This window comes from Actinomyces sp. S6-Spd3 (assembly GCF_000758755.1).
Classification (GTDB): domain Bacteria; phylum Actinomycetota; class Actinomycetes; order Actinomycetales; family Actinomycetaceae; genus Pauljensenia.
Genome location: NZ_JRMV01000281.1, coordinates 316,087 through 341,542, shown reverse-complemented (window position 1 = coordinate 341,542; position 25,456 = coordinate 316,087). Strand labels below are relative to the sequence as shown.

The window sequence follows — 25,456 nt, the reverse complement described above, 5'->3', positions numbered from 1 at the left end:
CTAGTTGTCGGCTCTAGATGCCTGCCATGCGCGCAAGTGTTCCAGAGCCTGGGGAACGATTTCGTACATATCGCCCACTACGCCAAAGTCCGCGAGTTCGAAGATTGGCGCATCGGGGTCATCACAGATTGCAACGATCGTTTGCGAGGACATAATCCCCACTGTGTGATGAATCGCGCCCGAGACGCCGAGCGAGATGTAGAGCTTGGGAGCAATCGTGAGACCGGTTTGTCCAATTTGCGCACTGCGGCGAGCCCAGCCTTCGTCAACAGCATCGCGGGTCGCGCCAATTCCAGCGCCCAAGACGTCGGCGAGATCTTCAACAAGAGACCAATCATTTCCGGCACCACGACCGCCAACGACAACGACCTGCGCATCAGTGACACTGGGACGCCCATCAGAGCTAGCTTCAACCCGCTCGACGACGAGCGTACGCGTAGGATCGGGCTCTACGACTTCACTAGCGAGTTCAACGCATTCGTTTTCCTCAGCCGCTACTTCCAATCCACGAGAACGCACGCACACGCACGCTGGGGCACTGTGCGTCGCAATCTCTGCGCGCCACGTTCCCCCCAAAGCATCCGTAGTCGCACACAAGTGTCCGTCTTCTACGCGAAGAGCCAGGGCCTCGGCAATCGCGCAGCCTCCCAAAGTGATCGCAAGCGACGCTGCGCACTCACGGTCAAGGAAACGCGAAGCAAAAAGAAGCGGGGCCTGCGGGTTGCCGAAACGCGAGTAAGCCGACGCAAGTGCAGGGGAAAGTGCCGAGGCAGTCAGCACCGATTCATTTACCTGGAGGAAAACGCAAGAAGAAACACCGAGGCGTCCAAGTTCTTCGCGCAAAGACTCGCGCTCTTCCTGAGAGACGACAATCGCGTGGACAGCTTCGGCGCACTCATGCGCCTGGGCAATCATGTCGCGGTAACGCGAACCCAGCGAAGCGGTATCCGAACAATCGATGACGACAATCGCGTCCTTAAGACAAGTGCTCATTTCATCTTCTCCTCAATGAACTCAGCCAGGCGCGTCCCGCCGTCCCCGGTATCGGTGAAGACCTCACCAGAGCCGCCGCGATTATGTTCTGTCATCGAGACAACGCCCAAAGGCATCTCGGAGCGAGCTCCGGAGACTAATTCACTGAGGCATCCAGTGGGATCGTAGCCAGCGACGTCATCGAGTTCGGCCTGAACGAGAGGCTTCATGCGTGCTGCCTTCAAATCCTTAAAGCCGGGGAATCGCGGCTCATTGAGTTGATCCGTCACAGAGATGACTGCCGGAAGGGGCGCGCGCAAAGTTTCATCAACACCATCCACGCTGCGCAGTGCTTGGACGTGACCGCTATCGGGATCAACTGTCAATTCACGAACCTGAGATACCAAAGGAACATTCATGACAGCGGCGAGTGCTGCCGGGAGCATCGAGGTCATTGCATCGGATGCCGCCATGCCGCACAAAACAAGGTCGATCGCTTCTTCTTCGGCCAAGAGCGAGATCAAAGCCGCGAGTGCGCGCGCTGTCACTGTGACATCAGCGTTTTCAAGCAAGGGGTCTGAAAGGAGGTACGCGCTATCGGCGCCGAGAGCAAGACAACGAACCAGTGCGTCACTGGCATCTTCCGGCCCCATGCTCACAGCGAGCACTTCACCGCCGTGAGCAGCAACAAGCTCGGCCGCCGCCTCGACTGCATTCTCATCAAATTCATTCAGTACATCGTCTTCACCGCGGACAAGACGCGAGCCTTCAAAACGACGCCCCGAGCTGGTATCGGGAACTTGCTTAGCCAGCACTGCAATCCTCATGTATCCAGAGTGCCATATCAGGCCTCATGCGCGCAGCTCCGAGTGTGCTGAGGAACAGGAGCGACTATGCTTATAGCTGTTATGACAGATGTAGAGGCGGTAATGTCACAACAGCAAACACACGCGTTCCGTGCCGTTAATCGGCCAAATCCTCACTTTCGTCAGTTGGGCGTTTCAGTGGCAGGATCGGGCCTTAACGTCGCTGTTGTCTCCACGCGCGCGACTCAAGTAGATTTCTGCGTCATCGACCCGCAAAGCGGTAGCGAAGAGCGCTACCACCTTCTTGGGCCTGATCACGGAATCTGGCACGGTTACATCGAAGGTCTTGGAGTTGGTACCCACTACGGCTTCCGCGCTCAAGGACCTTGGGATCCCGACGCAGGCTTGTTCTTCAACTACAACAAGCTACTCATTGACCCCTATGGCCGCGGGCTCGCAGGCAGCGTCGATATTTGCCCGGAAGTTTACGCACACAGCGTTGATGAAGATCTCTACCCGGTTTCCTATCCGCTTGAGCCTTCGCAGTCAGATTCCGCACCTTACAACGCGCATAGCGTGGTTATCGACACCTCGTTCAAGCTCGCACCCCAGCCTAAGGTTCCTTTGGACGAGACAGTCATTTATGAGCTTCACGTCAAAGGTTTTACGCAGAATATGCCGGAGGTTCCCCCCAACCTTCGCGGCACCTACGCAGGACTCGCCCACCCTGCCTCAGTGCGCTATCTCAAGGAACTTGGCGTCACTTCCGTCGAGCTACTCCCAGTCCACGCAAAGTCTGATGAGCCTTTCCTCGTTGAACGTGGACTCACGAACTACTGGGGATACTCGACTCTGTCATTCTTTAGCCCCGAACCTTCCTATGCCAGCGCTTCTGCCCGTGCACGCGGACCTCAGGCAGTCATTGATGAATTTCGTGGAATGGTTTCGATCCTGCATGAAGCAGGTATCGAAGTCATCCTGGATGTCGTCTACAACCACACCTGTGAAAACGGTGATGCCGGTCCGTCCTTGTCTTTCCGCGGACTTGATTCGCCCCTGTACTACCGCCGGACCGAGGGATACCCCTCGCACATCATCGATACGACAGGGACTGGAAACACCGTCAATACGGATAATCCCCAGGTTATTTCGCTCATCTTGGACTCTTTGCGCTATTGGGTATCGAATATGGGGATCGATGGGTTCCGCTTCGACCTTGCCGCTACCTTGGGGCGCTTTGCTAATGGTTTCACTCCGATGCACCCCGTTCTGATCGGGATGGGCGCGGATCCGATTCTTCGTGAGGTCAAACTCATTGCCGAACCCTGGGACGTCGGCCTCGGCGGCTGGCAGACAGGCAATTTCCCTGATCCATTCTGTGAATGGAATGACCGTTTCCGCGATACGGTGCGCACTTTCTGGCTCTCCGATATGCGCGCCTTGGCCGGCGGGCGTGGCGCCGGCGGTTCGAACGAGTTCGCGACTCGCTTGTCAGGTTCTCAAGATGTCTTCGGTCACGGCGTGGGATATTTGCGAGGTCCCAGCGCTTCGGTCAATTTCGTAACCGCCCACGATGGTTTTACCTTGGCAGATCTGACGGCTTTCGATCACAAGCACAATCTGGCAAACCTCGAAGAAAACCGTGATGGTTCTGATAACAACAACTCGTGGAATCACGGTTTGGAGGGGGCAATTGCCTCCCCCATCATCGGTGTTGATCCCGATGTCCGCGACGTAACGGGCATTGTCGAAGACATTATCCCTGCCCGTCAGCGCAGCCAGAAAAATCTACTTGCAACTTTGTTGGTCTCTTCGGGAACTCCAATGTTGGTTGCAGGAGACGAATTTTCTCGTACGCAATTTGGCAATAACAATGCCTACTGTCAGGATTCTCCGATCTCATGGATCGATTGGGATCTTTCTGAACTCCAGAAAGATCAGCTCCAGACGGTGCGTTGGCTTTTGGCCTTGCGCCGCGCTCACCCGGCGCTTCGCCCTATGGCTTTCTTCTCAGGAACAGATCCTCATGGCGATGTCATCGCTGATCTTTCTTGGTATAGCGCCGATGGCTCACCGATGAGGGATGACATTTGGGGATCTCAAGAGTCTCGAGTCTTCCAGATGCTTCGCTCCGGTAGCCCCTACAACGGCCGCGACGCCTTGGTCGTATTCAATGGCACAACAGATGACCGCGATGTCGTTCTTTCCCAAGGCCGCGGCTGCCCGTGGGTTCAGGTCCTCGACACCGCATGGGGTAACCCCGAAGACGGCGGCATTAGCTCTGTGTTCGACGCGACGCGATTGCCGGCTTCCCTTGATCGAAAGGCTCCAGGCGACACTATTTCTTTGGACCCCTTCAGCATGCATATCTACCTGTCTGCTGTAGAGTCTTCGCCTCAGGGGTGATCACGCTAGACTGGCCTAGTGACTAGCAGCGAAGAAACACTTGAGCAATCTACCTCTGATGCATCCCTCGCACGTTCAATCGCACGTTCGAAGGAAATCGAAGAGGCCATCGACCAGGACCCCTCGCGATTCCGCGTATTAACTGGAGATCGCCCCACCGGCCGTCTCCACTTGGGGCATTACTTTGGAACTCTGCGCAATCGCGTTCTTCTTCAAGACCGCGGCATTGACACCTGGGTTCTGGTCGCCGACTACCAGGTGATCACCGACCGGGACGCAGTTGGCCCCATTGAGGAACGCGTTTTAGGCCTCGTTACCGACTACTTGGCAGTTGGACTCGATCCAGAAAAGACAACGATCTTTAACCACTCATCCATTCCTGCGCTCAACCAGCTGATGCTTCCTTTCCTGTCGCTGGTCACCGAGTCAGAATTGCATCGCAATCCCACGGTGAAGGCTGAGCTTGAGGCAACCGATGGACGCGCGATGACCGGTTTGATGCTGACCTACCCGGTTCACCAGGCATGCGACATTTTGTTCTGCAAGGCAAATCTTGTTCCTGTTGGACAAGACCAGCTCCCCCACATCGAGCAGACACGCTTGATCGCTCAACGCTTCGACAAGCGTTACGGGCGCGTCGACCCCAAGCGCGCAGTCTTCCCGCGCCCTGATGCGCTCCTATCTGAGACTCCCCTCCTCCTGGGGACTGACGGCACAAAGATGTCGAAGTCGCGTGGAAACACGATCGAGCTTGCGATGAGTGCAGATGAGACCGCTCGTATCTTGAAGCGTGCGAAGACGGATTCGGATCGTCATATCACCTACGATCCCGAGAATCGTCCCGAGGTATCCAACCTGCTGATGTTGGCGTCACTGGCAACGGGTGAGGATCCCGCCGCCATCGCCGAGAGGATCGGAGACGGCGGCGGCGGAATGCTCAAGGCAACCGTTACCGAGGCACTCAATGAGATGCTCGCCCCCATCCGCGCTCGCCGCGAAGAACTGGCCGCAGATCCGGGTTACCTGCTCTCCATTCTTCGCCAAGGAAATGAGAAGGCGAACGAGCAGGCAGAACAGACACTGAACGAGGTTCGTCAGGCTATGCACATGGTCTACTGAAGTTCATAAAAATGGTGGTGATCCGCGTAAGGATCACCACCATTTTTGTCTTCTCAGCAACCTCTCAGTGGCTAGAGTATGTCGACGCTCACAATTTCGATTACGCTTAGATATGTGAACGAGACACTTCTGGCCCGCATCCCCGCAACTGAAGTTTTCCCCGTCGTCGAGGACGGAAATCTTCCCGCCAAAGCCACTGCTTTTGAGGCTTTCCCTATCCGAGCGACGGTCTTTAGAGAAGGGCACGATTGCTACGCAGCCGAGGCAGTTCTCCTGCGCCCGGGTGGGTCGATTCATTCACGCGCGCTTATGCGCGACATCGCTCCCGGCCTTGACCGCTATGAAGCGTGGGTGATGCCGGATTCCGTCGGTCAGTGGAGTTTCAGGATCGATACCTGGTCTGACCCTTATGCGACGTGGCGCCATGACGCCTCGGTCAAAATCGGCGCGGGTGTCGACGTCGAGCTGATGCTCGAGGAAGGTGCGCTCTTGATGGAACGTGCCACCCGAGGCGAGGCACTCAACAATCCCTCGCAAACCCAGCCAACGCGCTCAGCAATCGATACTCTCTTGGACGCGGCAAAGGGATTGCGCGATGCCTCGCAAACTCCCCAGCGTCGTCTTTCAGCTGGTCTCTCGGCGCCCGTGCGCGCGGTATTTAGGCAGTTCCCCCTCAGAGACCTCTACGGTTCGACGCGCACCTACCCCCTTTTCGTTGCCCGCAACCGCGCTCTTGCCGGTGCATGGTACGAAATTTTCCCGCGTTCCCACGGCGCTTTCCAAGACTCAAAGGGACGCTGGGTCTCAGGCACCTTGCGCACCGCTGTCGAGGACTTGCCAAGGATTGCCTCAATGGGATTTAACGTCATCTATTTGACGCCCATCCACCCCATTGGATTGACCAACCGCAAGGGTAAAAACAATGCTCTGATCGCTCACAAGGGCGAACCTGGAAGCCCGTACGGAATTGGCTCAGCCGAAGGCGGACATGACGCGATCCATCCCGAGCTCGGCAACTTCGATGATTTCGATTATTTCGTCGAGCAGTCACGCGAACTCGGCCTCGAAGTCGCGCTCGATATCGCATTACAGTGCTCGCCCGATCACCCGTGGGTCAGTGAGCATCCCGACTGGTTCTCGCAGCGTGCCGACGGCTCCATCGCCTACGCCGAGAATCCCCCAAAGAAGTATCAGGACATTTATCCCCTGAATTTCGATCGAGATCCCGAGGGGATTTACACGGCTATCCGCGACATGCTTGAACTGTGGATCTCTCACGGCGTCAAGATCTTCCGCGTTGATAACCCGCACACGAAACCAGTCCCCTTCTGGCTGCGGCTTTTAGAAGAACTTCACACGCGCTACCCGGACGTGATCTTCCTTGCCGAGGCCTTCACCCGTCCTGCGATGATGCGAACCTTGGGTGCTGTCGGATTTGACCAGTCCTACACCTACTTCGCGTGGCGAACCTACAAGGAAGAAATCGAAGAGTATCTCACCGAGCTCTCCCAAGAAACAGCTCACCTCATTCGCCCGACGTTCTGGCCGACGACCCACGATATTCTCACGCCTCAAATGACGACGGGCGGGACTGCAATTTTTGCAATCCGCGCTATGCTTGCCGCCCTTGGGGCTCCCTCATGGGGAATCTACTCGGGCTACGAATGGGTTGAAAACGTCCAGCGTCCCGGAGCTGAAGAACCCAATGACAACGAAAAGTACGAGTTCAGGCCTCGTGATCCCAAGCTTGCCCAAGGGACAGGAATTCCTGCTCTATTGACGCTGCTCAACAGTGCGCGTGAGCGCCACCCCGCATTGCGTCAGCTCCACGACTTACGTATTCATCCCACGACATCGGACCGACTTCTGTGCTTCTCAAAGCACGTTCCTGCTCGTTTTTCTCCTACTGGAGTGCCCGACACCGTCATCGTCGTTCTTTCACTCGATCCGGAAAATACGGTTGAGGGTGAAGTTCACGTTGATTTGAGCGGGCTTTCATTGGGAACCTCATCAGCTAACTTCACGGTTGTTGATGAACTCGACGGACAGCGTTACTCCTGGTCAACGACCAACTGGGTCCGACTGTCTCCCTGGGATCGACTCGGCCATGTCATGGCCATCGAAACCGAGTAATTACACGATCACCTTCGAACATGAGATGATGAACACATGGAACCTCAAGCGACATCAGTGGCCACAGACGTCCTCGATGCAGTAGCCGAAGGACGCTACGCTCTTCCTCACGATGTGTTGGGAGCACACCTTAGTGACGGCGTCGTCACCATTCGTAGTGTTCACCACCTAGCAGATTCTGTCGAGGTGATTACTCCCGATAGGACGCTCCCCGCGACCCATGAGCATTCTGGGGTCTGGGTGTGTGCTTTCGAGGCAGACGATATCCCCGACTACCGTCTGCGTGTCACCTACGGAGATCACTCACAAGTCGTTGACGATCCGTATCGCTTCCTCCCGACTCTTGGAGAGATGGATACCTATCTCATCGGCGAGGGACGCCACGAACGTCTCTGGGAGGTCTTGGGAGCGCATATCACCCATTTCGACGGCGTCATGGGACCGGTCGACGGCGTTGCCTTCGCAGTGTGGGCGCCCAATGCTCGCGCGGTTCGCGTCGTCGGCGACTTCAACTTCTGGGATGGTACCGCCCACTCAATGCGTTCCATGGGAGCCTCGGGAGTGTGGGAGCTCTTCGTTCCCGGCGTTGGCGTAGGCGCTCGCTACAAGTTCGAAATCCAAGGCCCCTCGGGTGATTGGTTCCAAAAGGCCGACCCGATGGCCCGAGCAACCGAGATTCCTCCCGCAACCGCTTCAGTGGTGACCGATGTATTCCACACATGGGGAGACCAGGAATGGCTGCGTGCGCGGGAAGAGACAAATCCGCATTCAGGCCCAATGTCCATTTATGAGGTCCATGCGGGTTCGTGGAAGCAAGATCTGGGATACCGCGGTCTTGCCGATGAACTCATCCCCTACGTCAAGAAGATGGGCTTCACGCACGTTGAGTTCATGCCCCTTGCCGAGCACCCCTTCGGCGGTTCCTGGGGATACCAGGTAACCTCCTACTACGCACCAACCTCACGCTACGGAACCCCCGACGACTTCCGTTACCTAGTTGATCGTCTCCACCAAGAAGGCATCGGCGTGATCTTGGACTGGGTCCCCGCCCACTTCCCCAAGGACGACTGGGCACTGGCTCGCTTCGATGGCACTCCCCTCTATGAAGACCCGGATCCTCTCCGCGGGGAACATCCCGACTGGGGAACCTACGTCTTTAACTTTGGACGCACGGAAGTTCGTAACTTCCTCGTTGCCAATGCTCTCTACTGGCTCGACCAGTTCCATATCGATGGTCTACGCGTTGACGCAGTAGCATCGATGCTCTACCTCGATTACTCCCGCAAGGACGGTCAGTGGCGCCCCAACCAGTATGGTGGGCGTGAAAACCTCGAGGCGATCTCCTTCCTTCAAGAAGCAACTGCAACGGCATACCGCTTGCACCCGGGCATCGTCATGATTGCCGAAGAGTCAACCGCTTGGCCAGGAGTGACTGCTCCTACTTCCGGCGGAGGCCTCGGTTTTGGCATGAAGTGGAACATGGGGTGGATGAACGACACCCTGCGCTATCTCTCGGAAGATCCGGTCAATCGCCGGTGGCACCACGGTGAGCTCACCTTCTCCTTGGTCTACGCCTTCTCCGAGAACTATGTCTTGCCCCTGTCTCATGATGAGGTTGTTCACGGTAAGGGCGCGCTTGTCTCAAAGATGCCGGGCGATCATTGGCAACAGATGGCGGGCCTGCGCGCACTGTATGCCTACCAGTGGTCTCACCCCGGCAAGCAGCTCCTCTTTATGGGACAAGAATTCGCCCAGGAGCAAGAGTGGAACGAAAGCTATTCTCTTGATTGGTGGCTCTACGATCGCCCCGATCACGCTGGAATGGCTGCCTTGGTCTCGCGTTTGAACGAGCTCTACAGCGCCCACGCAGCACTGTGGAACGATACCTACACCGGATTTGAGTGGATCGACGCCTCCGATGGCGATCACAACCTCATTTCCTACATTCGTAAGTCCGAGGCCGCTGGCGGACACAGCGCTCACGATGAGCTTGTGTGCGTCGTGAACTTTGCGGGTAACCCCCACGAGGGCTACCGCGTTGGTTTGCCACACGGCGGCACCTGGCGCGAAGTCGTAAACACAGATGATCCTGCCTTCGGCGGATCTGGAGTGGTGAATATCGGAGACCTTGTCGCCGAAGAAGTCCCGTGGAATGGACGTCCTTTCTCAGTCGAACTTCGAGTTCCGCCTCTGGGTGGTCTCTGGCTCGCTCCTGAAAAGTAACAGCTACTAGAAAAAGGGAGTGGGTGCGGATCCTAGGATCCGCACCCACTCCCTTTAACGTGCTCTAAAGTAAGCTGCCGTCTGATCAGATCATCAACAGGGATGAGAGACGACGACGAGCCGCCTTAACTTCGGGAGTGTTCCCGGCGATGCGGAAAAGATCCAAGAGACGTACGCGATAGTCTTCTTTTTCTTCTTCCGAAGCATCCTCCATGAGCTGCAAGAGGACCTCAAAAGCCTCGGCGTACTGGCCTGCGGCAAAGAGTGCATCGGCGCGGGCAGAGGGATCATCGCTTGCCAAGCTTTCACGCAAACGAAGATTCACACGTGCACGATGATCTTTTGCGTCTTCATCACGGGGATTCAATTCAATAATCTTGTCCCAAGCTGCGCGCGCGCCTTCTAAGTCACCGCGTTCTTCAGCTTCCAGAGCCGGGAGATGTTCTTCGGGGATCGGCTTCGCGACGTCCTCTCCACTCACGGCAACTCGTCCGGTTACACCCATTTGCTGGGCGGCTCGAAGAAGATCTTCGATAACCGGTGCGACCTGTTCCTTGGGAGCAACTCCCTGGAAAAGAGGAACCGGACGGGCGCCGACCAAAGCAACAACAGTGGGAATAACTTGTACCTGGAAGGCCTGCGCCACGCGCGGTGCACGAGCGGCATCGATTTCCACAAGTTGGAAAGCGCCCATCTTGTCCCGAGCAAGTTCTTCCAAAGTTGCCAGAAGCTGCTTGGACTCCAATGACTGAGCTGCCCAAAGCACGATGACCACGGGCACCTGTTGCGAGCGCGCGGCGACGGCCTCGAAAGTCGAATCATCGCAGGTATCGACAAGAGGAATATCAAGGCCCGCCCCCTGCTGGGACATCGGAGCCTGCATCGCAGGATTTCCCTGGGCTGCCGGCTGCACTCCACCCGAAGAGTTACCTCGCGCTGTAGCGGCGCTCAGATCCACTGCGCCGTGAGAATCTGCAGGCTGAGGGTTATGAGCCTCGTTATTCATATCTATTAATCTCCCTTAACGTTGATCAGGGTTGCCCGCGTTATCGTCCTTTACGACCGAGCCGAGTGCACGTTCGGCACCCACCACGCTGATCACCTGTGAATCAGAACCCGACTTTGGGATGTGCAAGAGGACCGTTGCAACGTAGGTCGCTGTTGCCTTCCCCTTAACGGTATCATCGTCGCCCTCAGCAAGGGCTGCAGTCGTTCCTCCCAGACGCATTGTCGAGCGAGCAACAGTACGCTGATAGGTTTGAGTATAGGTGAAGGAAGCAACGACCAGTGACGAACCGTCAACCAGCTGGACACCAACGATGGGGAACTCGTCCGAGACTTCAGCATGAGCTTGAACGTTTCCTGCTGCCTGCACAGCATCATTCAGGCTCTTTGCGTCTTGAAGGTAGCGGCGAGCAAAGTCATCACCGGAATACTGGTCGTTCCCAGCGTTGCCGGAGTTGAGCATATCAACGTAACCCTGCAGCGCTTCCTTCGGGGTCTTGACGTAGCCCTGAGCATCCGCGCTCAAAGGTGCGGAGCCCTTTTCCATGTTATCGAGCTGGAACTGTGCACCGCCCAGCGCACGCGCCCACCCCAGAAGTTTGTACTGTGAGCGTGCATCCTCTTGGACTGCGAAAGCGATCACCGGCAAAGAGGTTCGATCCGGATTCGAAACATTCACAATGACGCGAGGCCAATCATTCGAATTTGAGACCGCAACCGATCCTTCATTCACAATGAGTTTGGAGACCTCAGTATTTGTGGCTTTCGCTGCGGCGTATTGGTCCGCGCGCATACGCAGAGCGCCACCTTCAAGACGAGCCTGAAGAAGCGCGGGATCGCGACTGGAATCCGCCGTGTTGAGCGTGTCTTGAATCGAATCGAGAATGCGCTCGACGCGGGCAGAATCTAAGTTCGGTGCACTGGCCGAGGCCTGAGCAGTGGTTTCGGGAGCAACCAAGTCCCCGCTGCTGCAGGCAGCCAGAACGAAAGCGGGAATGACAAAAACAGGAAGAAAACGTCGTGCGCTCATATCACTGCTCCTTCTTTCCGCGTTCCTTAGAGGACATCCATCCACCGATAATCTGACCCCACGGACGTTTCTCGGCAGTTTCTTCGCCTGTTCCTTCTTCGTCCTTGGAAACCTGTGGAATCAGTCCAGTGTCGAATTCCTGTCCGCCAATGACCACGCGATTCTCGCCATTTTCACGCGCCTGACGCAGTGCACGACGAGAGGGCAAGACAGCGCCAGGTCGGATGCTCGACAAGTCGATAATGCCGGTGTCCGTGGATTCACGCTGGGGAGGATCAACGTGTTCGTCCTCGCTCACAATCCCGTGACGACCAAACCGTGGTTCTTCTTCAGGCTGCGTATTGTCTTCAGTTTCATCAACAACCGCTGGATCCTCAGAGGGATACTCATTGCCTGCGTTTTCCTCTTCCTCAAAAGCCTCCTCATCTTCACTGGAGAGAAGTTCTTCTTCCACGAGGCCATCATCTTCACTCGCCGGGAGTTCCGGCTCTCCGGCAGCTTCTTCCTCAAAGAAAGACAGCGCCTTCGAAGGAGCTTGAGGATCGTCTTCGTCAGTATGCATATCCGAGTGTTGACGTTCGCGCCAAAGAGCGAATCCCACCAGTGCACCAGCGATCAACAGGAAGAGCAGAGCAATGATCCCCGAAGCGATGGCCAAGACGTTCTTGTGCGGGGTCTTCCACGTCATGGTGACGGTCAGGTCGGAAGCGGTCTTTCCATCCGAGGTAATGACAAGGGAGCGGCCTGCGGGGACATCGCGAAGAGTCATGGTCGCACTCGAGGCGGCGGTGGCCTCGTCAAGCCACATATCTCCGCCAGCTGCCGACAAACTCGGCGTTGCGCTCGTGGAAGGCGAAGGCTGGGGGGATGCCTCCGGATTCTGAGGCTGCTCGCTCGAGGGGGAAGGAGAAGGCGTCGGCGTGGGAGAAGCGCTTACTTGCGCGTCGTGTCCCTGGGTCAAAAGATTGCTGCGGTTGGCGGAAATACCGGTAATTTCAGCGTAGGACAGGTCTGAAACCCAGCCTCGAACATCAGAAGACGTACCCAGTGCCATCGTGACTTGTTGACCAGATGCCGAGGAAGCGGTAACCGTGACTTCGCCGCCCTCAAGTTGGAAAAGCCCCTCTCGGGTGATAACAACCGGCTGCTCGGGTGAAACGGTGGCACTGATTTGCTGCGCAGGCTTCCAAATAGTCAAAGCCAGCACGGCAACGATCGCTGCAATCACCGCAACTGCACATGCAGCAACTGCTCCTGGAAATCTCTTGAGCTGATCCACTCGGACTCTCCTAGTAATGGGATACTGTCAACCTCTAGTTGTAACTCTACGGGCAAACAACACGAGTGCATACTGGAGGTGTCTCACGCCACGTGCACGTAGCCGATCACGCCCATTATGCCGGTCGAAGACCACGTTTCCAACAGTTAAGGTGCCAGTGTCGCCGAGCGCGAACACCCTGTTCTAAACCGTAAGCACGTTCTTCAGGCCAGGCGACGACATGTGCACTCCCCACCGTGACGGGCTGCAAACACGCGGGACATGTGTAGGTTTTGGAGGATGTCCGAAGATACTGGACCTGATAGTAATCGCCATCGGGCCCAATTTCGCTGTGCGCCATCGAGGCGAGAGCAGAGACCTGAAGTGGCCTGCTCTCGCCCCAGGGACGCTTACGAGATCGCTTTCCTCTCACTCCACTACTGTGCCACGGCGCAAAACCCGACGCACATTAAGAGCAGAATCAACCTCGACCACATCGGCGAACTTACCGGCCTCAAGGCAGCCAATGCGATCATCACCCAGGATGGTTGCGCCCTGTACCGAGGCCATGTAGACAGCATCCACCAGCGGAATCCCACCAAGAGTGGAAGCAACACGCACACAATCCAGCAGGTGTGCAGTTCCACCTGCAATGGATTCTCCTTGAGCGAGACGGGCAATGCCATCACGAACCACAACGTCTTGAGGACCGAGGGTGTAAGCACCATCGGGCATGCCGGCAGCTGCCATCGCATCCGTAATAAAAACGACGTGGTCGCGGCCCACCAACTCGTAAACGTCACGAACCAGAAGCGGATCGACATGGACGTTGTCGCAGATGAGTTCAGCAACAGCGCCGCCGCGTGCGGCATCGGAGAGGAACTCTGCGATCGGGCCGGTGTCGCGGTGGTGAAGCGGGCGCATCCCATTGAAGAGGTGGGTAATGGTCGCGCGCGGGCCACGGCTGGTGTTGGACTGGGCAAAACGTGCACGCGAATATTCCAATGCCTCGCGAGCATATACAGAAGTCGAATCCGTATGTCCCCATGAGGGAAGCGCTCCCCCGTCGATCAGGGCTTCCGCGACCGAGCCTTCACCGTATGCGCGAGGCTTTTCGGGGGCAAGGGTCATGGAGAGGGCATAGCCCTCACACAGCTCGATCAATTCTCGAGTGAGATCGGGATCGGGATCGACGATATAGGTGGGATCTTGCGCTCCGCAGCGTGCGTGTGAAACGAAAGGACCCTCGAAGTGGATTCCGGCAAGTTCCCCCTGCTTCGCCAAAGAAGCAAGAGTGCGTGCACGGGCTTTCAGAGTATCGGCATCGGCCGTCACACATGAAGCAACCAGGCTGGTCGTACCATGGCGACGATGCTCCATGACTGCAACCATTGCCGCTTCGCCAGTTGTTGCATTGGGGAAAGACTCTCCACCGCCGCCGTGGCAGTGAACATCAACCAGCCCGGGAAGGAAGGTTGAATCACTGGGAGCAGGAAGATCTCCTTCATATTCTGTAGCGGCACATACACGGGTAATGAATTGGCCTTCGATCTCAATAACACCATCGTCAATGATGGAGTCCTTCAGGATTACGCGGCCTCGCATAATTTGTTGATCCATAGCTCTATTTTGTCACACTGGCCAGCGCTTTCGCAGTCAATTTCCGCTCATCACCTGAGCAATTGCCTCCGCTTGTTCAAGAGATGCTAAGGACAGCGCGCCTTCATAAGAATCGACAAATTGATAACCGCGCGTGGGTCTTTCACCGCAATGACACGGCCGTTTTCAATGATGAAAGGGCGAAACATTCCGTTCTTTGTTGGGCAAATTGCGTGTTCTGCTTGAGCGTCAGCTAGACACGAACGGTCTGCATAACCAACATGAATCTCATCAAAAGACGGGCATGAAATGAGCGAACGTGCTTCCTCACTATGAGCGCGCAGAAGTGCGTCAAGATCGGCACGGTGGTACCCCATCTGCGTGTGGATAATCGGAAAGTTGTGCCCGCGCTTTTCCTGTGCAGCGCCGTCTAAAGCTCGAGCGGCCTCGCGCTTGGGGATGCCCGCCCAACGGGCAAGGTCTTCAGCGCTCACTGGCCCGTGTCCCCAGGCGTAACGGCGCGCAAGGTAGACCAGCGCGGCCTCGTAATCTCTTTCTCCCTGAGCCACGCCCTCCGCAGGCGCTAGCTTGCCCGCGTCAATGAAAAGGAAAGAATTTCCCCGCCTCGGGCCTGCAGCAAGATAGCCAGAAATATGCAGGTCCAAAAAGAGGTGCCGGCGATCAAGGAAGATCCCCTTCTCCCCCGCTCGACGCGCAGCCTCGCGCTGCGGTCCCGTCCCTGTCCGGATCCCCGCGTCCTCCCAGGCCTTGCAGAGCTCTTCTCGACTTTGCGGCCCGAAGTCGCGAATCTGCTTACATGCGATCTGCGCCGCTTCATTGAGGAGGCCTCGAGTCAATCCTTCTTCTTCAAAAGAGCGTAGCCATCCATTATATCGATGCCGTAGCAGCAAGCGGAGCCAATGATGGTCCTCGCCACAGGTGACGTGAATAGTGCCACGCATGGGCCACGAACGCACAAGCTGGCAGTTGTCGAAAGCCTGATCAATCTGTGCAATCGAAGGCATGCGAAGGCGAAGATTGATCGCCCAAGGAACTGAGGATGGTTGCTGTGCCTGGAGAGCAAGAAGCGTGCGTACAGCATCATGAGGGTCCTCAGCTGCGGTGGATGTGACGAGGCCCTGGCTGATGATGCGAGCGAGGCTTCGCTGGGTAGATGCGTCCATCGCGGGGCTAGAACAAACGCGAGTCGGGATCGTCGAAACCGCGCATCGCGTCGTAATCCAGGATCAAGCAGTCAATCCCACGGTCCTCAGCAAGCGTACGGGCCTGTTTGGTGATTTCTTGAGCTGCAAAGATGCCGCGAATCCCGTCAAGAAGTGGATCGCGTCCCAAAAGAGAGAGGTAACGCGTGAGTTGATCAACGCCATCCATTCCACCGCGCCTCTTCACCTCGATCGCGACTGGGAGTCCTTGCGGGTCTCGCACTAAGAGGTCAACGGGGCCGACCGGTGTGGGGTACTCGCGGCGAACAAGTTCCCACCCCTCCCCTAGGATCTGAGGAACCTGTTCGGCGAGGAGTTCCTGAAGGTGCGTTTCAACCCCGTCTTTGACCAGGCCCGGGTCGACGCCGAATTCCTCGCTCACATCGCTAATGATTTCGTGAATTCGGATGACAAGACGGTCATCCGTTTTATCGGCTTGTACTTGCCAAATCTGCGTGACGCCGTCGAGTTCTTCGCCTTCTTCAGGGGTTTCAGTAGTGACAGTGCAAGGCGCGTTCATCCAGTTCAGGGGTTTGTATGATCCACCATCAGAATGGATGAGGACTGAACCATCCGCTTTGTGCATAATCAAGCGGACCGCACGATCGAGGTGCGCACTGAGACGACCAGAGTAATCAACTGTGCAAGAGGCAATAAGGACGCGCACAAGCCCGCCTTTCAGGACTTCGAGTACAACTTAACTTTGAATTGCGGGCGGTTCAGACTCACACCAGGACACAAGACCGTTGTAGGTCAAAGGTTCGATTGCAATATCCAAAAAAACATCCCCTGAAGTCAGTCGAACCTCGACCATGGAGCCATCGGTCGAGCGCTGCAGGGGAAGGGAAACTTCAAAGCCGTGCCTGGGGAGAACAACATGAGGCTTCATCGAAAGCGCAATGAGGCGATACCAGCACAAACGATCACCCTGATATTGGCCAATGCCTGACATCCAGCCCGAATGCGAATCGAGACGTGCCCATGCGCGGAAGGCGCCGACTTGCTGGTCGAGGCGACGAGCGCGCACGTTAACGTAGCCCCAGAGGGCAAAAAGGGTAAGGAGGAGGACCACGATCGCGTAAATAACGAAAACCATGAAAACCTCCTGAAGAAAATGAAAATGAGGGTGTGCGGACAGTTTAAGCCCGCACACCGCTCACTCACATCTGGGAGGCGTGTTCCGCAACAATCGTAATAAAGTCGGAATCTACTGAAGCCAGACCTTTATCGATATCGAAGTCGACAACTCCTTGCTCAGTCGTGATACTCACACGTCCGGGAACAAGACCCGCAAGAACCGGTTGCCGTCCAGGAAGCACACCGATGGAGCCGTCCGTTGCCGGAAAGCTGACCTGAGATGCACTACCGTGCCAAAGCCTACCTTCGTGTGAAACGATCTCGACCTGCAACTTATCGGTGGCAGGCACGTCAGTTATCCTTCTCGATCTCGTGCCAACGACGTTCAAGATCGTCGATGCCACCAATATTGTAGAAGGCCTGCTCCGGGACCTGATCGTAGTAGCCCTCAGCAATTCGCTTGAAGGCCTCGATGGTCTCGGACAACGGAACAGTCGAGCCCTCAACACCGGTGAACTTTTCAGCCATGTAGGTGTTCTGCGAGAGGAACTGCTCAATGCGGCGTGCACGTGCAACGGTGACCTTGTCTTCTTCAGACAATTCATCAACGCCCAAAATGGCAATGATGTCTTGCAGTTCCTTATTCTTCTGCAAGATCGCCTTCACGTGAGTAGCAGTGTCGTAGTGCTCACGACCGACCAGTGCCGGATCAAGGATTCGAGACGTCGATGCCAATGGATCAACAGCAGGGTAAATACCGCGTGATGCAATTTCACGCGACAACTCAGTCGTTGCGTCCAAGTGGGCGAAGGTCGTAGCAGGTGCCGGGTCAGTGTAGTCGTCAGCGGGAACGTAAATTGCTTGCAGCGACGTAATCGAGTGACCACCAGCAGACGTAATACGTTCCTGAAGCTGTCCCATTTCATCAGCAAGGTTCGGCTGGTAACCGACAGCGGAGGGCATACGGCCCAGAAGCGTCGAAACCTCTGAACCGGCCTGGGTGAAACGGAAGATGTTGTCAATGAAGAGCAGCACATCCTGATGCTGAACATCGCGGAAGTACTCTGCCATGGTCAAACCGGTCAGCGCGATACGAAGACGGGTCCCCGGCGGTTCATCCATCTGCCCAAAGACAAGTGCCGTCTTATCGAAGACACCGGCCTCTTCCATTTCGTGAATCAGGTCGTTACCTTCACGGGTACGCTCACCAACACCAGCGAAAACCGAAACGCCACCGTGGTTCTGAGCAACACGCTGAATCATTTCCTGAATCAGAACGGTCTTGCCCACGCCTGCGCCACCGAAGAGGCCGATCTTGCCACCCTGAACATATGGGGTGAGCAAATCGATAACCTTGATGCCCGTTTCGAACATCTTCGTACGGGCCTCAAGCTGGTCGAATGCCGGAGGCTGGCGGTGAATGGGCCAGCGCTCGGTGATTTCCAGATGTTCACCTGGCTTAAGGTTCAAGACCTCACCGGTCACGTTGAAAACGTGACCCTTCGTGATGTCGCCTACCGGAACCGAGATCGGAGCACCGGTATCGGTGACAACCGAACCACGAACCATACCGTCGGTCGGCTTGAGCGAAATCGCACGAATCAGGTTGTCGCCGAGGTGCTGAGCAACCTCAAGGGTGATCGTCTGAACGCCGGATTCACCTTCGCTCTGCCCGGAAAGATTCACGTCAACGTGCAATGCGTTGTACAAGGGAGGAATTGCGTCCGGCGGGAACTCAACATCGACAACCGGTCCGACAACACGTGCGACCCGTCCCTGTCCCGTTGAAGTAGTAGTCATTTCTATTTTCTCCATGTGCACGGGCCTCAGCCCTGGACCAATGCGTCGGCACCGCCCACGATTTCAGTGATCTCTTGAGTGATCTCCGCCTGACGGGCCGAATTCGCCAGACGCGTGTATTTCGTAATGAGCTCTTCTGCGTTATCCGTTGCCGTATGCATTGCGCGCTGGCGCGAAGCCAACTCTGATGCGGCAGCTTGCAAAAGAACATTTCGGATCCTGCTCGAGACATACAGCGGAAGCAGGGTGTCAAGAACTTCTTCGGGTGAAGGAATGAACTCGTACTCGGGGAAGAGCTCGGCATTCACCTTGTGCTCACCGCGTTCCTCATCGCGTTCACGATCCCCTTCAGGAGCATCGACAACGGAAAGAGGAATCATGCGTCGAACCTCAGGAACCTGACTCATCATCGACTTGAACCGCGTGTAGACCAAATGAACTTCGCACACGCCTGTCATAGGATCTGAATCCGTAAAGCGCTCAAGAAGCTCGCGAGCGATCTGATTGCTGATCTCCTGGGAAGGTGAATCGGACTCCCCTTCCCACGAATCTTCGATCTCCACGCCCCGGAAACGGAAGTACGCCTGGGCACGTCGACCATAGGTGTACAGAACCGGGACTTTTCCTTCTTCTTCGAGGCGTTCGACAAGACGTTCGGCCTCGCGAAGAATCGTTGCTGAGTAGGCTCCGGCCATCCCTCGATCGGAAGCAACCACAAGGACCGCGACACGTGGCGTATCGTGACGCTCACGAGTCAGCGGGTGGTCAAGGTCAGTATGGATAGCGACAGCGGCAACTGCCTGAGTCAGAGCCTTTTCATAGGGTCCAAGTTCAGTAGCTGCCCGACGCGCGGCGCCGATTCGCGATGCCGCGATCATTTCCATCGCACGAAAGACCTTAGCCAGCGTCTGCGTAGATGCAATCCGCTGTTTATAGATCCTTTGTTGTCCGCCCATACTCAGGCCTCAGACACTACCGGGCGCGAACGAACGATTTCTTCCTGAGAACGCTCGGCCTGCACCTCAGCGTCATCAAGCGAGACCGGTGATGCCTTCGCACTCACCCATTGACCATGGAAGGTCTCAACCGCAGCACGCAGAGCTTCTTCGGTTTCCTTCGAGAGCTCACCGGTTGCGGCGATCTCATCAAGCACCGTGGAGTTTGCACGCAAGTAGTCCAGCAGGCCGCTTTCAAAGGAAAGGACTTCGCTGACCTCAAGATCATCGAGGTAACCATTTGTGCCGGCCCAGATGGACGCAACCTGGTCTTGAACAACATAGGGCGAGTTTTGCGGCTGCTTGAGAAGCTCCATGAGACGCTCACCGCGCGTGAGCTGACGACGTGTTGCAGCATCAAGGTCAGAAGCAAACATCGCGAAGGCCGCCATCGAACGGTACTGAGCAAGCGTGAGCTTCAAGGTACCGGCGACCTTCTTCATTGCTTTGATCTGTGCGGCGCCACCAACACGAGACACCGAAATACCAACATCAACAGCCGGTCGCTGGTTCGAGTTGAAGAGGTCAGACTGAAGGAAGATCTGGCCATCGGTAATCGAAATAACGTTGGTCGGAATGTAGGCAGAAACGTCATTTGCCTTGGTTTCGATAATCGGCAGACCGGTCATCGATCCCCCACCGAGCTCGTCGGAGAGCTTCGCACAGCGTTCCAGCAAGCGAGAGTGCAAGTAGAAAACGTCACCGGGGTACGCTTCACGCCCCGGCGGACGGCGCAGAAGAAGCGAAACTGCGCGGTAGGCCTCGGCCTGCTTAGAAAGGTCATCGAAAACGATAAGGACGTGCTTACCCTGGTACATCCAGTGCTGACCAATTGCGCTACCCGTGTAGGGAGCCATGTACTTGTAGCCGGCGGGATCCGAGGCCGGAGAAGCAACGATCGTCGTGTACTCCATTGCTCCGGCGTCTTCAAGAGTCGAGCGAACCGAAGCGATTGTCGAGCCCTTCTGGCCGATGGCGACGTAGATGCATCGAACCTGCTTATTGACATCTCCGGAAAGCCAGTTGTCACGCTGGTTAATGATTGTATCCAGTGCGATTGCGGTCTTACCGGTTTGACGGTCACCAATGATGAGCTGACGCTGACCACGACCGATCGGAATCATCGAGTCGATCGCTTTCAGGCCGGTCTGCAGCGGCTCGTGAACCGATTTACGCATCATGACACCGGGAGCCTGGAGTTCCAGTGCTCGTCGACCTTCCAGGTCGGTGATATCACCGAGGCCGTCGATGGGGCGGCCCAGCGGGTCAACGGTACGACCGAGGTAGCCATCACCAACGGGGACTGAGAGCACTTCACCGGTACGGTAAACGGGCTGTCCTTCTTCAATGGAGGAGAAATCCCCAAGGACAACGGTACCGATTTCGCGCTGTTCCAAGTTCATGGCAAGCCCGAGCGTCCCGTCCTCGAAACGCAGGAGTTCATTTGCCATAGTTCCGGGAAGCCCTTCAACGTGGGCAATACCGTCGGCAGTTTCGGTAACATGACCGACTTCATCGGTCGCAACCTGTGCAGGTTGATACGATTCCACGAAAGAGTCGAGCGCCGCCCGTACTTCCTCGGGGCTAATGGACAGATCAGCCATTGAGCATTCCTTCTATCTATTCCTCAGACACATCGGGCTTAACCGACGATCGAACGTTTTAGAGCGCCAACTCGTGTGGCCAGCGACGCATCAACTCGCTCAGTCCCCATTCGGATGACGAGGCCGCCGAGCAGCTCGGGGCGCAGCGTGTAGGTTGCCGAAACGGGGCTGGCCAGCTTGGTCTCAAGAATCTTCTCGAGACGCATCTTCTGGTCGTCACTCAGCTCGTGTGCCGACTCAACGAATACGAAGCGTCGACCGGAGAGGTTTGCCGCGCGGACAGCCAATTCCCGCAGCTTTCCCAAGAGATGGCCATGCGAGGTTCGTCCCACGCATCGGCGCAAAAGACGCATACTCGGCTGGCCAAGAACACTCTGGAACACCGACTGGGCAAGATCTGCGCGTCCCTTCGGAGAAAGGGCAGACAGGTCAGAGAGTTCATTTCTGAGATCGCGATGTGACTGGAGGAAAACAGAAACCGCAACAAGCTGAGCTTCTGTTTCTTCCAATACCCCATCAAATTGCGCGCTGAGCAGCACTGCATCGCAGCCTGCTTCTTCGACAGCGTGCACGATGTCACGCGGACGGGACCAGTGACCCGCTACCAGGTCATGCAGACACTGAATCGAGACAGCAGATACAACCGGAGCGAAAAGACGATCAACAAGAGCGTCTTTATCACTCTGTTCTCGCGAGGGGTCAGTGAGTGCACGTTGGACGGAAGAATTCGTACGCAAAAAATCTGCGACGCCGAAAAGATCTTCCGCTACCTTCATACGCTCATCGCCCGCCTGCGCAAGACGTTCGCGTAACAACTCAGGAGTCATCAGTTCACACCACCAATGGGAACTTCTTCAGCCTCGAGTTCATCCAAGAAGCGATCCACAACGCGAGCAGTGAGATCAGTATTCTCCAGATGCTCACCCACGAGCTTCTCTGCGAGTTCGCTTGCGAGCAGACCAACATCGCTACGCAGGCTAATCTGCGCGGCCTGCCGCTCGGCAAGAATCTGACGCTGAGCGGCATCTTGCACGCGCTGAGCCTCTACCTGCGCATCAAGACGTGCCTGTGCGACGATCTGCTGGGCTTGAGCGCGTGCATCTTCACGGATCTGGTGAGCCTCAGCCTGAGCATCACGAAGCATCTCGTCTTTCTTACGCGAAGCAAGAGAGAGATCTTCACGAGCTTTCTCAGCGTTGTCGAGGCCTTCCTGAATGGCGTCGCGCCGCTGGTCGATCATGGAGTAGATCCGCGGCAACGCGTACAGACCGACGACCAAGAGGATAACCAGAAGGATCAGCGCTGACCAGAAAATCTCATAAAGAGGGGGCAGAACAACGCCGATTCCTCCGACCGATCCCTCGGACATAGGAACAAGCTGTGCGAACATCAGACGATGAAGGGCAGAACGAAGCCGATCAAGCCAAGAGCCTCAGCAAGTGCTGCACCAATAATCATGTTGGTGAAGAGCCTACCGGCGATCTCAGGCTGGCGTGCGGTTGCTTCCTGGGTCTTTCCCACAAGGAGGCCAATACCAATACCAGGGCCAATTGCAGCCAGGCCGTAGCCGATGTAGGCAAGGGATCCGGTCATTTTTCTTTCCTTTTCCTTTGGTGAATCAGTCGAAAGCGCAAGAAGCCTTTAGTGTTCTTCGACTGAAAGCTTGATGTAGACCGCTGTCAGCATGGCGAAAATGTATGCCTGCAAGACAGCGACGAAAATTTCAAAGAGCGTTGCCGCAACCGCACCAGCTCCAGTTAAGAGGGCACCAGTCTGTTTCATACCCGCAGCGATGAGAAGATTTGACGTTCCAAAATAGGTCAGTGCAAGAAGCAGGTGCCCTGAAATCATGTTGCACAGAAGACGGATGGCCAAGGTTGCGGGACGGACAATAAAAGTCGAGAAGAACTCGATGGGGGTGATGAGGAAGTAGATCGGCCAAGGCAACCCCTTGGGGAAAAGCTGGGACTTGAAGAAATGGAAGAAGCCGTACTGTTTAATTCCAGCACCCACGAAAGAGACGTAGGCGATGATGGCGAAAACAATCGGCACAGCCATTACAGAGGAAGCTGCGATATTCATTCCCGGGATAATCCCCTGGATATTCATAAAAAGGACGCCGAAGAAAACAACACCGATAAAGGCTGCCCAACGACGGCCTCGTCCTTCACCCAGCATCGCGACGGAAATACCATTGCGAACAAACTCGGCTGCCATTTCGAGGAGAACCTGTCCCCGCCCCGGCATGAGCTTGACGCTGCGCGCACCGAGCCAGAAAACCAAGCACAGTGTAATTCCAGCGACCACGCGCACCAGCGTCAGCCGGTTGAATTGGAAGAGCGTCCCCTCACCGAAAAATGCATCGGGGAAGAAATCATGGATACCGGGAGCGTGGGGCGCCTGCGTAACAGCGGGAATACATGTTGCGGCAGCAATCAGCGCGACAATACCGATGAGAACCTTGTACCACAAAGGCATAGCGTAGCTGCGCTGCGCGGTTTTCTCTTCGCCGAGAACTGTCGCTTCCACGTGTTTCACTTCCTCACTAGGGTCAACTCGGTCTAGTGTAGCCCAGCTAGTTGCATTGATGAAGTTATACGTCCAGAGATTGTCCTCTGAAAGATCCCTCAGTCTCTTTCTTCGTTATGCGAAGTGCTCTCAGTTCGAGAGTCCCCACGCATAATGCGCGAAAAAGTAACGCCAAGGAAGATGAACACGAGGAAATGCTCGCAAATGAGAACAAGTCCAACGACGATCGCCGAGATACCCCAGGCTTTGCTCAGGAATAGCCCAATAATGAGGACAAGAAAAGTCCCTCCCATATGAGCCCAAACCCATGCGGAACGATTGAGAGAGTCGGCACAGATCATGTTGCGAACGCAGGTTGTTGTGACCGCACCAAGAACGATCATGCAGCCAGAAAGAAGAAGGCTCATGCGTCCCCACCCCGCGTACAGGGCCCAACCCAGAGCAACACCGGCACCAATGAGGATCAGGAATCCCAAGCGCCGAACAGCTTGAAGAAGCTCTTCGCTTCGAGCCTGCAATAAGTCAGTCATTGCGTCTTCCTTCTTTCTCGCCTGCGCCTAGGCCCGCGGCCAAATAACAGGGAATAGGTCGGGAACTCCGATGCGGTGAAACGCATTCCGATGAAAAGCGCAGGGAGGGTACACAAAGCGACGACCCTCCAGTCATACGTCAAGAGAGCAACGGGAGGGAAAGCAACCAAAGCCGTCCACATCCACAAAATTGCCACAACGCCGCGGTGCGAGTGGCCTCGTTCAAGCAATCGGTCATGAAAGTGGGAACGGTCTGCGTGGAAGGGGCTCTTTCCTCGGAGCATTCGTCGAACACTGGTCACGACGAGGTCGCCGATGGGCACGAGGATGACGGAGATCGGCAATAGCAATGGAAGCAAGGAGACGATGAGTTGCTGACTGCCCAGAAGCGAGGGGTCAACCTGGCCCGTCACGATGATGCCAGCGGAAGCAAGCACAAGACCCATTGTTTCTGAGCCGCCGCCCATCATGATCGACGAGGGATGGTAATTAAACCAGAGGAACCCCAGGCAGACTCCCACCAAAGTGATGACCGCCAACGAAGCGGTGGTCGCATAGGAGGCAGCTCCCATAATGCGGGTGAGCACATAGGAATAGACGAAAAATGCAGCAGCTCCAATGCCAACGATTCCCGCGGCAAGACCGTCCAAACCGTCAATAAAGTTCACCGCATTCATGATGCCGACGATCAGAAGAACAGTGAGCATCAGTGACAGACGCGAGGATCCAATCGTCAGACCAAAAATGGGGAAACTGACCATTTGGACACCGTTGAAAGCCATCGATCCCGCAATGAGAATCTGCCCCGACAGCTTCGTCATCCAGTCAAGTTCTACGACATCGTCGACGACGCCAAGGGCGCACATCGCACACGCCCCGCCGACAACTGCCCAGGCCGCGTTCGTTTCAAAAAGCGGTGCCATGTAGGGAATGCGCGCACTAATAAGCATTGTGATGACCAATGCAATGGTGATCGCAATGCCTCCAAGCCGAGGAATCGGCGCAGCCTGGATATCGCGGCTTCGCAGTTTGGGGACGATCCCCCATTTCAGGCATGCCCAGCGCACGAGTGGAGTCAACAGGACCGTCAATGCGGCCGCGACAACCATCAGCAGGACATAGACCTTCACGGCGTCGATGTCTCCTC

24 protein-coding genes are annotated in these 25,456 nt (G+C 56.1%); 4 read left to right on the top strand and 20 right to left on the bottom strand.

Annotation, left to right across the window (positions count from 1 at the left end; genetic code table 11):
• The gene (locus tag HMPREF1627_RS08640; RefSeq protein ID WP_034502928.1) at nt 1–993 is read right to left on the bottom strand and encodes an electron transfer flavoprotein subunit alpha/FixB family protein; all 993 of its coding nucleotides are present in this window, start codon (nt 991–993) and stop codon (nt 1–3) included.
• The gene (locus HMPREF1627_RS08635; RefSeq protein ID WP_034502924.1) at nt 990–1,799 is read right to left on the bottom strand and encodes an electron transfer flavoprotein subunit beta/FixA family protein; all 810 of its coding nucleotides are present in this window, start codon (nt 1,797–1,799) and stop codon (nt 990–992) included. Before HMPREF1627_RS08635 ends, HMPREF1627_RS08640 begins: the two co-directional genes overlap by 4 nt.
• Before the next feature lie 102 nt (nt 1,800–1,901).
• On the opposite strand from HMPREF1627_RS08635, the gene glgX reads away from it, so the two are divergent.
• The 4 genes from glgX (at nt 1,902) to glgB (ending at nt 9,659) form a co-directional block, all read left to right on the top strand.
• Entirely contained in the window at nt 1,902–4,184 is a 2,283-nt protein-coding gene (gene glgX, locus HMPREF1627_RS08630) for a glycogen debranching protein GlgX (RefSeq protein WP_034503684.1), read from the top strand.
• An 18-nt stretch (nt 4,185–4,202) separates the two neighbouring features.
• Nucleotides 4,203–5,303 (top strand): tryptophan--tRNA ligase, encoded by a 1,101-nt coding sequence (gene trpS, locus HMPREF1627_RS08625; protein ID WP_034502922.1) that lies wholly within the window; start codon nt 4,203–4,205, stop codon nt 5,301–5,303.
• 78 nt (nt 5,304–5,381) lie between these two features.
• A complete protein-coding gene (locus tag HMPREF1627_RS08620; protein ID WP_420705313.1) occupies nt 5,382–7,436 on the top strand; it encodes a maltotransferase domain-containing protein in 2,055 nt (684 codons plus the stop codon).
• Between the two features lie 36 nt (nt 7,437–7,472).
• Nucleotides 7,473–9,659, top strand: coding sequence for a 1,4-alpha-glucan branching protein GlgB (gene glgB, locus HMPREF1627_RS08615; RefSeq protein ID WP_034502918.1), 2,187 nt, complete (start codon nt 7,473–7,475; stop codon nt 9,657–9,659).
• A gap of 85 nt (nt 9,660–9,744) precedes the next feature.
• Here the strand turns inward: glgB and HMPREF1627_RS08610 are convergent, their stop codons facing one another.
• The 18 genes from HMPREF1627_RS08610 to HMPREF1627_RS08530 form a co-directional block, all read right to left on the bottom strand.
• The gene (locus HMPREF1627_RS08610) at nt 9,745–10,665 is read right to left on the bottom strand and encodes a tetratricopeptide repeat protein (protein WP_034502915.1); all 921 of its coding nucleotides are present in this window, start codon (nt 10,663–10,665) and stop codon (nt 9,745–9,747) included.
• A 15-nt stretch (nt 10,666–10,680) separates the two neighbouring features.
• Entirely contained in the window at nt 10,681–11,694 is a 1,014-nt protein-coding gene (locus HMPREF1627_RS08605; protein ID WP_034502913.1) for a hypothetical protein, read from the bottom strand.
• 1 nt (nt 11,695) lies between these two features.
• Nucleotides 11,696–12,973 (bottom strand): hypothetical protein, encoded by a 1,278-nt coding sequence (locus HMPREF1627_RS08600; RefSeq protein ID WP_034502910.1) that lies wholly within the window; start codon nt 12,971–12,973, stop codon nt 11,696–11,698.
• Nucleotides 12,974–13,088: 115 nt separating this feature from the next.
• Nucleotides 13,089–13,313, bottom strand: coding sequence for a hypothetical protein (locus tag HMPREF1627_RS10820; protein ID WP_072455524.1), 225 nt, complete (start codon nt 13,311–13,313; stop codon nt 13,089–13,091).
• A 68-nt stretch (nt 13,314–13,381) separates the two neighbouring features.
• Nucleotides 13,382–14,572: an N-acetylglucosamine-6-phosphate deacetylase gene (locus HMPREF1627_RS08595; protein WP_034502909.1), complete on the bottom strand. Its 1,191-nt coding sequence runs from the start codon at nt 14,570–14,572 to the stop codon at nt 13,382–13,384.
• Nucleotides 14,573–14,658: 86 nt separating this feature from the next.
• Complete coding sequence (locus HMPREF1627_RS08590) at nt 14,659–15,735, bottom strand: DNA glycosylase AlkZ-like family protein (RefSeq protein ID WP_234305302.1); 1,077 nt, start codon at nt 15,733–15,735, stop codon at nt 14,659–14,661.
• Between the two features lie 7 nt (nt 15,736–15,742).
• Nucleotides 15,743–16,441, bottom strand: a complete 699-nt coding sequence (gene nucS / locus HMPREF1627_RS08585) for an endonuclease NucS (protein ID WP_034502907.1) — start codon at nt 16,439–16,441, stop codon at nt 15,743–15,745.
• A 30-nt stretch (nt 16,442–16,471) separates the two neighbouring features.
• On the bottom strand, nt 16,472–16,870 hold the full coding sequence (locus HMPREF1627_RS08580) for a DUF2550 family protein (protein WP_034502904.1): 399 nt from the start codon (nt 16,868–16,870) through the stop codon (nt 16,472–16,474).
• A gap of 64 nt (nt 16,871–16,934) precedes the next feature.
• Entirely contained in the window at nt 16,935–17,201 is a 267-nt protein-coding gene (locus HMPREF1627_RS08575) for a F0F1 ATP synthase subunit epsilon (protein WP_034502902.1), read from the bottom strand.
• 1 nt (nt 17,202) lies between these two features.
• Nucleotides 17,203–18,651 carry a F0F1 ATP synthase subunit beta gene (gene atpD / locus HMPREF1627_RS08570; RefSeq protein ID WP_019126158.1) on the bottom strand — a complete coding sequence of 483 codons (1,449 nt, stop codon included), beginning with the start codon at nt 18,649–18,651 and terminating at the stop codon, nt 17,203–17,205.
• Between the two features lie 26 nt (nt 18,652–18,677).
• Nucleotides 18,678–19,607 carry a F0F1 ATP synthase subunit gamma gene (locus HMPREF1627_RS08565; RefSeq protein ID WP_034502900.1) on the bottom strand — a complete coding sequence of 310 codons (930 nt, stop codon included), beginning with the start codon at nt 19,605–19,607 and terminating at the stop codon, nt 18,678–18,680.
• A 2-nt stretch (nt 19,608–19,609) separates the two neighbouring features.
• The gene (atpA, locus tag HMPREF1627_RS08560) at nt 19,610–21,250 is read right to left on the bottom strand and encodes a F0F1 ATP synthase subunit alpha (RefSeq protein ID WP_034502899.1); all 1,641 of its coding nucleotides are present in this window, start codon (nt 21,248–21,250) and stop codon (nt 19,610–19,612) included.
• A 38-nt stretch (nt 21,251–21,288) separates the two neighbouring features.
• The gene (locus HMPREF1627_RS08555) at nt 21,289–22,077 is read right to left on the bottom strand and encodes a F0F1 ATP synthase subunit delta (protein ID WP_034502896.1); all 789 of its coding nucleotides are present in this window, start codon (nt 22,075–22,077) and stop codon (nt 21,289–21,291) included.
• The gene (locus HMPREF1627_RS08550) at nt 22,077–22,640 is read right to left on the bottom strand and encodes a F0F1 ATP synthase subunit B (RefSeq protein ID WP_009409253.1); all 564 of its coding nucleotides are present in this window, start codon (nt 22,638–22,640) and stop codon (nt 22,077–22,079) included. Before HMPREF1627_RS08550 ends, HMPREF1627_RS08555 begins: the two co-directional genes overlap by 1 nt.
• Nucleotides 22,640–22,843, bottom strand: coding sequence for an ATP synthase F0 subunit C (gene atpE / locus HMPREF1627_RS08545; protein ID WP_009409252.1), 204 nt, complete (start codon nt 22,841–22,843; stop codon nt 22,640–22,642). The genes HMPREF1627_RS08550 and atpE overlap by 1 nt, the downstream gene beginning before the upstream one ends.
• A 48-nt stretch (nt 22,844–22,891) precedes the next feature.
• On the bottom strand, nt 22,892–23,779 hold the full coding sequence (gene atpB / locus HMPREF1627_RS08540; RefSeq protein ID WP_234305301.1) for a F0F1 ATP synthase subunit A: 888 nt from the start codon (nt 23,777–23,779) through the stop codon (nt 22,892–22,894).
• 98 nt (nt 23,780–23,877) lie between these two features.
• Nucleotides 23,878–24,309, bottom strand: a complete 432-nt coding sequence (locus HMPREF1627_RS08535; protein ID WP_052040911.1) for a hypothetical protein — start codon at nt 24,307–24,309, stop codon at nt 23,878–23,880.
• On the bottom strand, nt 24,306–25,439 hold the full coding sequence (locus HMPREF1627_RS08530) for a glycosyltransferase family 4 protein (protein WP_052040910.1): 1,134 nt from the start codon (nt 25,437–25,439) through the stop codon (nt 24,306–24,308). The genes HMPREF1627_RS08535 and HMPREF1627_RS08530 overlap by 4 nt, the downstream gene beginning before the upstream one ends.
• Nucleotides 25,440–25,456 lie beyond the last annotated feature (17 nt).

Coding starts and splice junctions, on each gene's coding strand:
- HMPREF1627_RS08640 (WP_034502928.1), bottom strand. CDS start 993: ATGAGCACTTGTCTTAAGGACGCGATTGTCGTCATCGATTGTTCGGAT.
- HMPREF1627_RS08635 (WP_034502924.1), bottom strand. CDS start 1,799: ATGAGGATTGCAGTGCTGGCTAAGCAAGTTCCCGATACCAGCTCGGGG.
- glgX (WP_034503684.1), top strand. CDS start 1,902: ATGTCACAACAGCAAACACACGCGTTCCGTGCCGTTAATCGGCCAAAT.
- HMPREF1627_RS08620 (WP_420705313.1), top strand. CDS start 5,382: ATGTCGACGCTCACAATTTCGATTACGCTTAGATATGTGAACGAGACA.
- glgB (WP_034502918.1), top strand. CDS start 7,473: ATGGAACCTCAAGCGACATCAGTGGCCACAGACGTCCTCGATGCAGTA.
- HMPREF1627_RS08610 (WP_034502915.1), bottom strand. CDS start 10,665: ATGAATAACGAGGCTCATAACCCTCAGCCTGCAGATTCTCACGGCGCA.
- HMPREF1627_RS08605 (WP_034502913.1), bottom strand. CDS start 11,694: ATGAGCGCACGACGTTTTCTTCCTGTTTTTGTCATTCCCGCTTTCGTT.
- HMPREF1627_RS10820 (WP_072455524.1), bottom strand. CDS start 13,313: ATGGCGCACAGCGAAATTGGGCCCGATGGCGATTACTATCAGGTCCAG.
- HMPREF1627_RS08595 (WP_034502909.1), bottom strand. CDS start 14,572: ATGGATCAACAAATTATGCGAGGCCGCGTAATCCTGAAGGACTCCATC.
- HMPREF1627_RS08590 (WP_234305302.1), bottom strand. CDS start 15,735: ATGGACGCATCTACCCAGCGAAGCCTCGCTCGCATCATCAGCCAGGGC.
- HMPREF1627_RS08580 (WP_034502904.1), bottom strand. CDS start 16,870: ATGGTTTTCGTTATTTACGCGATCGTGGTCCTCCTCCTTACCCTTTTT.
- atpD (WP_019126158.1), bottom strand. CDS start 18,651: ATGACTACTACTTCAACGGGACAGGGACGGGTCGCACGTGTTGTCGGA.
- HMPREF1627_RS08565 (WP_034502900.1), bottom strand. CDS start 19,607: ATGGGCGGACAACAAAGGATCTATAAACAGCGGATTGCATCTACGCAG.
- atpA (WP_034502899.1), bottom strand. CDS start 21,250: ATGGCTGATCTGTCCATTAGCCCCGAGGAAGTACGGGCGGCGCTCGAC.
- HMPREF1627_RS08555 (WP_034502896.1), bottom strand. CDS start 22,077: ATGACTCCTGAGTTGTTACGCGAACGTCTTGCGCAGGCGGGCGATGAG.
- HMPREF1627_RS08550 (WP_009409253.1), bottom strand. CDS start 22,640: ATGTTCGCACAGCTTGTTCCTATGTCCGAGGGATCGGTCGGAGGAATC.
- atpE (WP_009409252.1), bottom strand. CDS start 22,843: ATGACCGGATCCCTTGCCTACATCGGCTACGGCCTGGCTGCAATTGGC.
- HMPREF1627_RS08535 (WP_052040911.1), bottom strand. CDS start 24,309: ATGACTGACTTATTGCAGGCTCGAAGCGAAGAGCTTCTTCAAGCTGTT.